This is a genomic window from Nostoc sp. 2RC, from assembly GCF_014222165.1.
GTDB classification, from domain to species: domain Bacteria; phylum Cyanobacteriota; class Cyanobacteriia; order Cyanobacteriales; family Nostocaceae; genus Nostoc; species Nostoc linckia.
On the sequence record NZ_JACKZU010000822.1, the window covers coordinates 1 to 329 of the forward strand.

1 pseudogene is annotated in these 329 nt (G+C 41.0%); it reads right to left on the minus strand.

Features of this window, described 5'->3' with window-relative positions:
- Positions 1-200 (minus strand): annotated as a pseudogene (locus GNE10_RS35120) (site-specific integrase); the annotation flags it as partial.
- Positions 201-329: the final 129 nt, after the last annotated feature.

The window sequence follows — 329 nt, forward strand, 5'->3', positions numbered from 1 at the left end:
AAATTGATATACTCCCTTGGTGTACCATCCTGGGTATAAACGTCAGCAACTCGTAGCTTGACAATCGCTCCCCAGCGCTCGCCAGTATACCAAGCTAAATCAAAAAGTAACTTGTACTTGCGGCTTATAATCTTAGTGCGAATTTTCGAGTAATCCGCATTGGTGAGAATAGCTGCTTGACCTTCTCTATCGTTTTTCATTCGACCTATTTTCTCTTAGATGCCTGTTCCCGTTTTACCATTGCTAATGGTTAAACCGGAACATTTCATTTTTCAACTATCAACTAAATTCGCCTCTATCGTATTCACAGCAAGCTTTACACGCCATCA